The organism is Planctomycetia bacterium, assembly GCA_015075745.1.
Classification (GTDB): Bacteria; Planctomycetota; Phycisphaerae; order UBA1845; family UTPLA1; genus UTPLA1.
In genome coordinates this window covers 45222-57390 of record JABTTW010000004.1, presented here as the reverse complement: position 1 = coordinate 57390, position 12169 = coordinate 45222, and the positions used below count along the sequence as shown (strand labels likewise).

The window sequence follows — 12169 nt, the reverse complement described above, 5'->3', positions numbered from 1 at the left end:
TTGAGCCGCGTGTACTAGTGGTGCTGCCAACATGGCACCGCTGACCGGTAGGCCGGTCAGAAACATGGGGCTTTCTGAACGTAGACCATGTCGCCATATGACGCACGATTTTGAGGGTATCGCATTAGGGGGGTATCCCCTCTGGAGATGTCAGAAATGCGGTTTTCGGACGACAAGCATGTTCGGCAATCACATATCAATAGTAGACAGCACTAGGGCCTGAACCATGGGCAGACGCGGACCCGCCCCCACCCCGACCAACATCCTCAAGCTGCGCGGCAGCACCCTGGTCACCAAGCGCCGTCTGCAGAACGAGGTGCAGGGCCCTACCGGCAACCCCGATTGCCCCGATTGGCTGGATGAGGATGCCAGGGCGATGTGGGAGAAGCTCGTCCCGCAGCTTTCGGCGATGGGCGTCCTGACCCGAATCGATGGCAATGCGTTAGCTCGGTATTGCCGCTTCTGGTCGCGCTGGCGCAAGGCCGAGGACTTCATCACCGAGCGCGGTGAGATGTATCCACTCAAGGACGACCAAGGCAACGTGAAGTGCTTCCAACAATGGCCGCAGGTGGCGATCGCCCACAAGCTCAGTCAGCAGCTCACTAAGCTGGAACAGGAGTTCGGCATGACGCCGTCGGCACGGGCACGCATCCAGTTGACGACCGACCCCGCTACGGAGAGCAGGTCCCATGACAAGGGTCGCTTCTTCAAGGCGGGGTAAGGCCAAGCGCAATAGTAAGGCCAAGCCAAAGCGCGCTGTCGCCACATCACCTTCATCCATCCTATCTGAGTTCGGCTCCATCCCCGGCTACGACCCCATCGCCACGGCGGGCGACTGCAGGTTCGATGTCCTGTCCGCCCGATTGGCCGTGGACTTCTTCACCGAATGCCTGACCTTCACGGCCGGAGAATGGCGTGGCGCGCCGTTTACACTGCAGCCCTGGCAGTCCGCAATCGTGGCCAACATTTTCGGTTGGAAGAGACCGGACGGCCTGCGCCGCTATCGCGAGGTGTTCATCTATGTGCCTCGCAAATGCGGCAAAGCGCTGGCCGTCGACACACCGATCCCGACTCCCGACGGCTGGAAGCAGATGGGCGACATTGACGAGGGCGATCTGGTCTTTGATGAGAATGGGCTACCTACCTTGGTCACCCATGCCTATGTGGTTCAGCATGTGCGGCCCTGTTATCGTGTGTCATTCTCCGACGGAACCTCGATCATCGCGGATGCCGACCACCTCTGGACGGTCGACGATCGGTATTCGGGCCGTCGGATTGTCAGCACTGAGTGGATGGCCGGTCGATTGCGCTGCGGCCATCGCCAGACCCACCGCGAACACCGCTTCTCCATTCCGGTCGCCGGGCCCCTGCATACGCGGCCAATCACCCTGCCCGTCGATCCCTACACCCTCGGGGTCTGGCTCGGGAATGGAAACTCTTACGCCGCCAACATCACGTCGCATGCCGAGGACGTCGAGAGCTACGTGGCATCGATCGGGCGGACGGCCTATCCGTTGAAAAAGTCGACGCCTGCTCCCGATGGCAGGCGCAGCGCGACACTGTTGTTCGAAGGGCTCTTTGCCGATTTGAGGGTGGCCGGTCTCATCCAGAACAAGCACATCCCCCGTGCGTACCTGCGTGCATCCATCAACCAGCGACTTGCCCTGCTGCAAGGCTTGATGGACACCGACGGCTACTGCTCCAAGAGAGGACACTGCGAATTTACTACGACGACCCATCGCATCCACGAAGGCGTGCTGGAACTCCTTCGCAGCCTGGGTATGAAGCCGACCTGGTCGGTCGGTCGGGCCATGCTCAACGAAAAGGACTGCGGGCCCAATTGGCGGATTCGCTTTTCGCCGAGGGCTGATCTACCGGTCTTTCGTGTTCCGCGCAAGGCTCAGCGGGTCATCACCCAGCGTAAGGTTGCCCGCCGCAGCATGACCCGGCAGATCGTGGCCATCGAGCCGGTCGAAAGCGTCCCCGTCCGCTGCATCACCGTGGACTCGCCTTCGCGCCTGTATCTGGCAGGGGAAGGGATGGTCGCCACCCACAACAGCGAGATGGCCGGCGGCCTCGGCAACCTGCTTACCTTTGCCGACGGCGAGCCCGCCGCCCAGACCTACTGCGCCGCCGCCGATCGCGAGCAGGCTCGGCTGGTCTTCAATGCCGCCAAGACGATGGTGCTGGCCGAACCGGAACTGGCCTCGCGGAGCAAGTGTTACACCAATGCCATCGTCGTCGAGTCCACCGGCAGCGTGCTGAAGGTGATTAGCGCGGAGGCCTACAGCAAGCACGGCATCAATGCTCACGGCATCATCGTGGATGAACTGCACGCCCAGCCGGATCGGGAACTGGTAGATGTGCTCATGACTTCTACAGGCGCCCGCCGCCAGCCCTTGGTCATCTACATCACCACCGCCGACTTCGATCGGCCGAGCATCTGCAACGAGAAGTATGACTACGCCGTCAAGGTGCGGGATGGCATCATCGAGGACCCGGCCTTCCTGCCGGTGATCTACGAGGCAAAACAGGACGACGACTGGACCGACCCCGAGGTCTGGGCCAAGGCCAATCCCAACCTCGGCATCTCGGTCAGCATGGAATACCTGGAACGCGAATGCCGCCGAGCCAGAGAAACACCCTCATACGAAAACACCTTCAAGCGGCTGCACCTGAATATGAAGACCCAGCAGGATGTGCGGTGGCTCTCGATGGAGACCTGGGATGCATGCGGGAAGCTGAAGTTCGATGAATCCTCACTGGAAGGCGAACGCTGCTTCGCCGGACTGGACCTGTCCACGACGACGGACATCAGCGCCTTCGTGATGGTCTTCCCCCGCGAGGATGGGCAGGTTGCCCTCATCCCGCGGTTCTGGATACCAGCCGAGAGCGCCGAGAAGCGCGAGCGACGGGACCGGGTGCCCTACACGACGTGGGCGCGGCAAGGCTACATCGAGATGACCAGCGGCAACGTGGTGGATTACGACACGATCCGTGCCCGCCTCAACGAGCTCAAGGAGCGATTCAACATCGCTGAGATCGCCATCGATCCGTGGAATGCCACCCAGCTTTCAATCCAGCTTCAGGGCGATGGCTTCGAGGTGGTCACCTTCGGCCAGGGATTCAAGGACATGACCGCGCCTTCGAAAGAACTGGAGAAATTGGTCATGTCCGACAAGCTGCGCCACGGCGGCCACCCGGTCCTGCGGTGGATGGCCTCCAATGTCGCCGTCGAGACCGACGCGGCTGGGAATCTCAAGCCGTCAAAGAAGAAATCGACCGAACGCATCGATGGGATCGTCGCCACCGTAATGGGTCTGGGCAGAGCCGTGCTCGACGAAGGAGAGTTTATTCCGGGGGTCTATGTTGTCGAGTGGTCTTGATCAGCCCCTCGACAGGCACTTCCATCCCTTGTAATCCCCCAAAAGAATCCACCGAGTGTATTCATGGCATCGTCGCCGCCGTTTTGGGCCTGGGTCGAACTCTTCTCGATGAGGGCGAATGCAACCCCTGAGTGTTCTTGATTCCGTGGTGAGGGGTACACAGTACTGGATTCGACGACGCCATCGAGACTGACGCTGCGGACAACCTCAAACCCCCAAGAAGAAATCGACCGAACGCATCGACGGCATCGTGGCAGCCGTCATGGGACTGGGGAGAACCCTGCTCAACGAAGGCGAATGCAAGGCGGGATTCTTTGTGGTCGAATGGGTCTGACAAGCCGACCCCGTGCATTCGTCAACAGTTCGCAGGACACATGTTCGAGTGCAAGAATCTTTGCACTCGGCGCGAACACTCAATTTGAGGGCAGGCCATTGTGCCTCGGAGTCTATGCGTGCTATGGGCTTGCTATCAAGGCCGCTACAAACACTTTGACGTCTCGGCCGTCGACGACTTTGTCGCCATTCCAATCCGCGTAGACTTGGCACGATGCGGTTTCGGGGCTCAAGACCGCATGGACAAACGAATCCAGCTGCGAAATGTCGATCTCGCAAACATCGGGAATCTGGTTGTGATTCAAATCCGTCGTCACGGGCGGCGTCGACTCGTTCAGCCAGAGCGTGATATTGTTGGAACTTGTGTTCGCAAACACCGCATCGCGGCGCAGGTCGCAATTCAGTTCGATGCTGCAGACCGTGGCCGGATTATCTCCCGTTGCAAAGGCTCCCAGCCCTTCAAACACGAAGTTGCCCCGGTTCGCCATCAGTACGGCCGTGTCCGAATTGGACAGGGGAATGACGACGTCCGGGAGTCCGTTCTGATCAATTTCCAGGAACGCAAAGTCAAGCGGGTGCGATCCGCCTGCCAGCGGCGACGTGACTTTCGAAGAAAACGTCCCGTCCCCGTTTCCGGGCAGGGCCGAAAAGGTGTGCTCCAGTGAATTGACGACGGCAATATCGAGATGCCCATCCAAATTCAGATCGACCGTTCGCACAGCGCGCGGCCGAGAGCCGACAGTGAGGTTGTTCCACGAACCGAATGAACTCCACTGTCCCATCCCATCCATGCCCAGGTTGAACTTGACCCTTGCGAAGCCGGCCTGATAGTCAGCCACGATCAGGTCGAGCAACGAATCCCCGTTGAGATCCGCGAGTTCAACTGAATCCAAGATGGTGCCCCCCGTGATCGGCATCGGCAAGCCAAGCGTCCCGCCGCCGGTTCCCAGAAGGAGATACGCGATGCCGCTCCATGACGTCGCGATGAGGTCCGCCTCAGCGTCCCCATTCACGTCTCCTATTGCAACATCGGTTAATGCAAGTGAGACGGAATAGGGTGTTGCCACACCAAAGGTCCCGTCTCCCAGGTTCAAAAGTACGCTGATGGTGTTGAAATCGTCCCACGGACCGTTACAGACGACGAGGTCAGCGAATCCGTCCAGGTTCAGATCCCCGGAGACGATCCGCGTGGGTCCGGAGCCGCACGGATAATTGGCTGGATTCCGGAATGTACCGTCGCGGTTCGATAGCAAGACGGTTACTTCGTTGTTGCCTCGGTTTGCAATGGCAACGTCCTCGGCGCCGTCTCTGTCCAAATCGGCAGAGAGAATGCTCGAGGGCTGTGAGTTCATCGGTAAAGTGGGCAGGACAGTTCCAAATCCGCCGGCACCGTTATTGACAAGTGGGCGAACGGTCCTGAGTGTGAACTGGGACGTGACAACGTCGAGCAGCTCGTCTCCGTTCAATAGACCTGTCACAACCTTTCGAGCTGTGACACCGAGATCCTGACTGGCGGGGGACCCTAATGCGCCGCCGCCCAGGTTGGGGATCACGGAAAACCAAGAATTGTAGTTGTACCCGACAAAGACCTCCGGCAATGTGTCTCCATTCAAGTCTCTAAGTTCGACATCTGTGACGTCACTTGATACAGGAATGTTATTGGGATCGCCGAAGACACCATTGCCCTGGTTGCGAAGCAGGGCGATGCGATTGTTGCCGCCGATGACGATGTCCATGTCATTATCAAGATCGATGTCGGCGATGTCTAAACAAACGGGTCCGAAGCTCGTCGCGTAGTCGGTCCCGGCGTCGAATCCGGCCCATTGGCTGGACTGATCCATTCCCACATTCAACAAGACGATCGTCTTCTGAGGTGATGCGTTCGCAACCACGAGATCAGGGAATCCGTTCCCATCCAGGTCTGCCGCCTCCAATGCCTCAGGCGTGAAAGCCGAATTCATCGAAACGGGCAGCAATCCCGCAAACGCGCCGTTTCCGTCATTGAGCAGGATCGTCACGTTGTCGGAAGCAAGATTGGTCGTCGCAAGATCAGAATCACCATCCAAGTCAAAATCGGCGGCCACGACGCAAGATGGAGTGTTTCCGGTTGGGTAAGTCACCGATCCGGCGACAAAACCACCGCTCCCGTTGTTTCGCAGGAAGACAACACGGCTCGTACTGAAGCCGGCGGTCACAATATCGAAATCGCCATCACCGTCGAAATCCTTTACCACGAAGCTTCTCGGCGAGCCTGACGTCGCATGATGCACGGGCGGGTCAAACCGGCCGGTTCCATCTCCTCGCAGGATTGCTACTTCGTTTCCTGTAAGAGCGAGAATGTCCTCATGTCCGTCGCTGTTCACGTCCGCCAGATCGACTCCCCACACATCCCCATGCACCACAAACCGGTCAATCGGCGCGATCAAGGGACTCGACGTGGAGATGTCGCAGCCATCGAGTATTCCATTCTGGTTACAGTCCATGCAGGATGGATCGCCGACGGGGCAACCGCTCAATTCGCATGAGTCGGGAATCTCGTTTTCGTTGCAATCGGAATCCGACCCGGAAATGATCTCGCAGGCATCCGCAATCTTGTCAGAATCACAATCAGGCTGACATTCGTCCGGTACGACATTGGCATCGCAGTCGCCGCTTGTTCCCATTGCAACGTCACAGTCGTCAGGCATGCCATTTGTATTGCAGTCTGTTTCGCACTCGTCGGGAAGCCGGTTCGCGTTGCAATCCATGCTGAAGCCCCCGACCGCGTCACACTCGTCTGGCATCCCATTGGTGTTACAGTCTTCGGCCAACACCTCACAATTGTCGGGAACGCCGTTCGAGTTGCAGTCGTTGCCCGCTGTATCGCAGTCATCCGGAAGGTCGTTCTGGTTGCAGTCTGCCGTAAAGCCCTCCGGACCGTCGATGGTCATGTGCGACACACCCGTCTGACCCGCGATCCGTAGGAGATAGGGGCGACCTGCAACCACGTCGACCGAAAGTGTCGCCATTCGACCGGCGAAACCGCACGTTCCGCTGCTGCATGCGACCTGATTGGTCAGGTCGCCCGGGCACCCCGAATAAACCGAAACGAGGTTGTTAATCGTCCCCGGAGAATCACAAAGCGATATGACGGCGTTTCCGCTCGTTTGGGGGATGTATCGATACCAGGCGCTCGGACTCGAATTCCCGCAAATCGTGACGCCGTCCTCGTTGAGCCCCGTTGTGTCGCATGCATACTGCACACCGGAAGTCACAAGCATCGCATCCGCGCAATTGTCCGTCGCGACCGTGAGGACCGCCAGCTCGCATTCGTCCAGGATTCCGTTGGAATTACAATCCGTCGCGCTGCCGCCAAGCAAGTCGCATTCATCGGGCACACCGTTGGAATTGCAGTCCCGCTCACACTCATCAGGCCGTCCGTTGGAGTTGCAGTCAACGCTGGTGAGCGAAGCAATGTCGCAGTCATCCGGAAGCCCATTGTCATTGCAGTCGTTGACGACGTATTCAACCGTAATTCTGAGGTATGACTTTTGGCATTCCCCTACAGTAGACTTTGGGGTCAGTTCAATCTGTACGTCGCCGCCATTTAGACCGGCCGCTTGCACCCATAAATCGCGGCCGATGGAAACCGTCTGCGCCCGGGGGAAGCTGCAATTGCCGGAAGTTCCCGGAAAGACCATTGAACCTGCAAAGATGCCATTGAGACGAACGTTCAGCGTGTAATTGGCCAGCGCAATCTTGCCATGCGCGGTGAGTTGAACATCGCTGGAAGGCAAGACGGCCGCCGCGAATTCAAATGACTGACCTGCGGGATAACCAAACGGCGATTGCGCGTCAAAATATCGCCGCAAGACGTACGTATCGCACTCATCCGCAACGCCGTTCGTATTACAGTCGCCGGACAGCGATTCGCATTCATCCGGCACGCCGTTCGTATTGCAGTCGGACGATGTCAGATTCTCGATATCGCAGGCATCCGCCGTCGAGTTGCCATTGCAGTCTGCGTAATTGCCTGATTCATCCACCCCGATGTCCGGCCGACAGTTCTGAACACGATCGTCGCCGTCAAAGTCCTGGGCGGGAAGGCCGCTGAACGATGTTCCCTGATCGATGCAGGAGGAGCCGGCGCCAAGGTGTACATCGTCGTCCAGCGTACCGATCTGCGCATCGGCCCCGTCAACATCAACAAAGAGCGGGTCACCCGGGACGACATTCTCGCCATCCCATGATCCCGTCCATCCCTGCACGCAGCAAAACTGGAACAGGGCGTCCGGCGCAGCGGTCAAATAAAGTTGAGCGGCCTCCACATCCGACCCCGCATCCGTGTTTCCCCACACGATGGAGTTTTTCAGATAAAGTGTGCCGCCGTTGCTGTAGATGCCGCCCCCGCTCAGGTCCGCGTGATTCGCGGCGATCGTCGATTGGAAGATTCGCAGAATTCCATGATTGCGGATCGCCCCACCAATCGAATCGGCCGAATTGCCGGTGAAAGTCGAACTCTCAATCAGCCCGGCGATTCTGACGGCACCCGCGTTTTGCGCATGATTGCCGTGGAATCTGCTTCGACGTATGGTCACGACGCCTTCGCTGTTGACAGCGCCCCCATCCCCGGGCCCTGAAGCGTTCCCAAGAAACTGGCAATCCTCGAGCGTCGTCGTACTCTCGATGGTGCACTGAAGGGCGCCGCCCGAGCCACCCATCGCGGTGTTCTGCTGAAATGAGCATTCGGTAAAAGTGGATGTCGAACCGTCGTCGTAAACCGCGCCCGCGGCTTCTGCGAAGTTATTCACGAAATTGCATTGATCGAACAGCACAGTCCCGTCGGACCCGCGCGCCGCCCCGCCTCGATGCACCGCGTGGTTTTCCAGGAACGTGCAGGCACGAACGGTTAATGTGCTGTTGGACATAGACAGACCGCCGCCTTCGCGATCGGCCTGGTCAATCCGATCCGCGTTGCCGGCGCGAACGGTAAACCCATCAAGCAAAGTCCCTGCGCCGACCCCGTCAGCTCGGACCACGTGAAGGCTGTTTTCGATTAGCGTCGCCGGATCCGCAGTGTCATTCCCCGAAAGATCACCGCTGAGCACGGAGGCATGAATGGCTGGATCACGATCTCCGAAGACGCCGCTCCCTCCGCCTGCAGGAAACCCGCCGTACAGTGCCACGCCATCCACAAGATCGAAGGAGATGCTTCGCTTACCCGAAGCGGCGTTGCACTCACCCGGCTGGCAATGTGACGGCGAAAACGCGCCTTCTGCTACCCAGATCTGTTCGACCACGCCAGACGAAGCACGGGCATAGGCGAGCGCCGATTGCAGATCGGTAAATGCGTCGCCCCAATTCAGCCCGTTGCCGGCCCCTGCTGCGGAGCTATCGACATACAAAACGGATTGAAACATCTCACATGCATCCACGATGCCGTTGGTATTGACATCCGGATCGCACGCGTCGGGTACGCCGTTCTCGTCACAATCGGGCCCCATGCCGAGCGGTGGGACCTCGCATTCATCCGGAACCAGATTCCCGTCACAGTCATTGCTTGAGCCGGAGTAAATGTCGCATACATCCGAGTTTCCATTCGTATTGCAGTCCGGGCTGCATTCATCCGGAATCCCGTCACCATTGCAATCAAGACTCGTGCCGCTGCCGATATCGCAGGCGTCTAGGATGCCATTGCTGTTGCAGTCATTGGTGGGAGCGAATTCGATGAGCCCGCGCAGGCCGGCGCTTCCATCGCTCCATTGGCCCGCCAGTACCGGACTGGAATTCCTAAGTGCGATATCGCCCCACTGCTGGCCCGCCCAGTTTCCATTGCCGGTGTTGTTGTCCGGTTGCCCGCTGCCCCAGTTTACATAGTCGACGGGAGTGCCGTCGGACCAGACGAACGTTCCCTCGACATGCATGTCGTTCAATCCAATGAAGAGTCGAGTATCCGAGTAGAGCGGCTCAAACGTTTGAACGATCCAGGCGTTCTCTGCAGCGTCATCGACGGTGGCAAGGTGGCCCCCCAGGCTTGCTGCGAAGGCCTCCGCCGCGGGCCAGTCCGTTACCGTGGGGCTTACAAAGTAATCGTGACCATTAATGGGATTGTGGACGGACCCGCCGGGCAGGCTCAGGGCCCCGACGTGAAACTCGCAATCATCGGGCACGCCGTTCTCGTCGCAGTCCGTAGCCCCCGAATTGACCTCACAGACATCAAGAATGCCATCATGATCGCAATCGCCGCTGAGACCACCCATCTCGTCGCACACGTCGGAGATCGAGTTGATATTGCAATCAGAGAAGTACGCCGTCTCGTCGGCGCCCATGTCAACCCGGCAGTGCTGAAGGCGAGGATCGCCCTCATAGTCTGTCGTCGGCGCAGAAAGAGCTGAATCGATGCCCCGGTTGATGCATGGCGACATACCCTGCAGGTGAAGGTCGTCGTCGTTCGTTCCGGCGACATCGTCAGGCCCGTCCGCATCGACGAAGAGCGGGTCGAGATCGATGTTTCCCGTTCCGAGAATAGTGGACGGCATGCCTTGAATGCAGTTGTAGCTGGCCGAAACCGTCGTCAATGCACTGTAAACCTGCGACGATGTGGGATCTCCGGTTGAGTCCGAATTGTTCCACAGGATCGAGTTGTAAATGCGAAGAAAGCCCTCATTGCCTTTGTAAACGCCGCCACCGGCCTGTTGCGAAGAGTTGCCGAAAAAAACGCAGTGGAGCAGTGTCGCGTTCGAGATCGTGACATCCGTGGCGAAGCCTCCACCCTCTCCGGATGACGTGTTCCCGCTGAAAACACAATTCGTCATTAAGGATGGGCCGTTGTCTGACCAATTACACCCGCCGCCGCCATTACCGGAAAAAGAATCGCAATGATTACCGAGGAATACACACGAATCTGCGGTGAGCTGTGATCCGCTCCCGCTCAGTCCGCCGCCCCCATGCTGTGCAGAGTTCGCGATGAATCGACAGGAATTGAGAATAAGGTTGTCCCCTGAGCAGCGCAAGCCTCCGCCGCTGTGGCCGGCTTGATTCTCCGTAAATGCGCAGTTGGTTAGGGTCATACTGCCGTCGGACAACATCACGCCCCCGCCTAGGCCTCCAGACGTGTTTTGCGTAAAGCCGCAGTTGCTCATGCCCGCTACCGAGGAGCCCTGTATATGAATGGCTCCGCCCGTCCCGATCGCAGAATTTGACGAGAATTCGCATTCTGAAAAGACAGCGCTACTGTCAAGAATCAGCACCGCTCCGCCCATGCCGGTTCCGACTTGCACGTTTCCTGAATAGGTGCAGCCTGTGAACGAGGGACTTGCTCCCCCCGACAGACTGACGGCGCCGCCTTGTTCAGCCTCATTCGACGTGAAGTCGCAATTGAGAACCGTGGGCGCACCGGTCCCTGCGATGCGCATTCCACCGCCGCGCGTATCGAAGATTGGAAATCCGGGGCCGTCTGCTTTGCCGCCTGTGATCGCGAATCCGTCCAACTGGGCAGTCGAGTTTGTGCCGTTCCCCGAGACAACGTGATAGCTGTTGTCGCCACGGTTGCTGAAACCAACGTCGTCGCCATTCAAATCGCCGCTCAGGATCGTAGGGTATGCGTCGATGTCCCGGTCATCGGGTGTGCCCGACACGATGCCGGCATAGCCGCCTTTTAGCGATACGCCGCTAATCAACTGAAAGCTAGCGTTCCGGCTTCCACCGGGCGCTGCCGGGCGATATGTACCCGTCGCGACGCGAATCTCATTGACAACTCCACCCGAGGAACCGGCGGCTGCAAGCGCTGTTTGTAGATCGTTGAAGGCCTGGCCCCAACTGCTCCCGTCACCCCCCGGTGCACTCGCATCGACATACAGCACACTCTGTCCCCAAGCAGATGCATGTACAAAGATCGACAACGAGATCGACAAGATAGCCATTCTTGCGGCCATGAAACTGTCTCCAGCTGCACGCAATCAGAGCCTTGCGACAATGCCTGATCAGCCGTGCGCTACGGTCACCCAGAGGTTTCCGATACTCTGCCACCGACAACTGAGACGAAACGCCACGCGCCCCGCGATTAGGGCAAAAAGACCTACTGTGGGAAGGGCCGATTGCGAATATCTTCGGGGGGGAATAAATGGCGGATGCCCGAGCATGTCGTCGCATTCTTGCCTCCTCACGAGCTCCGAGCCTTCTAAGATTCTACAGTAACCGAGGTCTAGTTACTATCAGGCCCACTCCGCTCAAGATTCGTGCGCTGCGTCTTGAGATCCTCCGTTGATCTCGCTAGTCTTCGCCTATGTGACTTCAACTCAGAATCTGACGAAAAACCCACCCATAAAGCTTTTGATTTCAAGCGCTTAACGGCCAAACCACGATCGGTCGCCTCAACTCAGCTTGGACCTAGTTTCTTTAGACTCAATGCAATCCGTACTGGATCAAAAACATCGGTAAGGTTGACATCTCCCGTGCATCGGACAATCGGT

At 58.4% G+C, this 12169-nt stretch carries 3 protein-coding genes; 2 read left to right on the top strand and 1 reads right to left on the bottom strand.

Annotated features, from left to right (window positions below; all coding sequences use genetic code 11):
- The first annotated feature begins 226 nt into the window (after positions 1 to 226).
- Together HS101_19755 and HS101_19750 are read left to right on the top strand one after the other, a co-directional pair.
- The gene (locus HS101_19755; GenBank protein ID MBE7508497.1) at positions 227 to 721 is read left to right on the top strand and encodes a phage terminase small subunit P27 family; all 495 of its coding nucleotides are present in this window, start codon (positions 227 to 229) and stop codon (positions 719 to 721) included.
- A complete protein-coding gene (locus HS101_19750) occupies positions 690 to 3386 on the top strand; it encodes a terminase (GenBank protein MBE7508496.1) in 2697 nt (898 codons plus the stop codon). Before HS101_19755 ends, HS101_19750 begins: the two co-directional genes overlap by 32 nt.
- Before the next feature lie 455 nt (positions 3387 to 3841).
- On the opposite strand, the gene HS101_19745 is transcribed toward HS101_19750, so the two are convergent.
- The gene (locus tag HS101_19745) at positions 3842 to 11632 is read right to left on the bottom strand and encodes a VCBS repeat-containing protein (GenBank protein MBE7508495.1); all 7791 of its coding nucleotides are present in this window, start codon (positions 11630 to 11632) and stop codon (positions 3842 to 3844) included.
- Positions 11633 to 12169 lie beyond the last annotated feature (537 nt).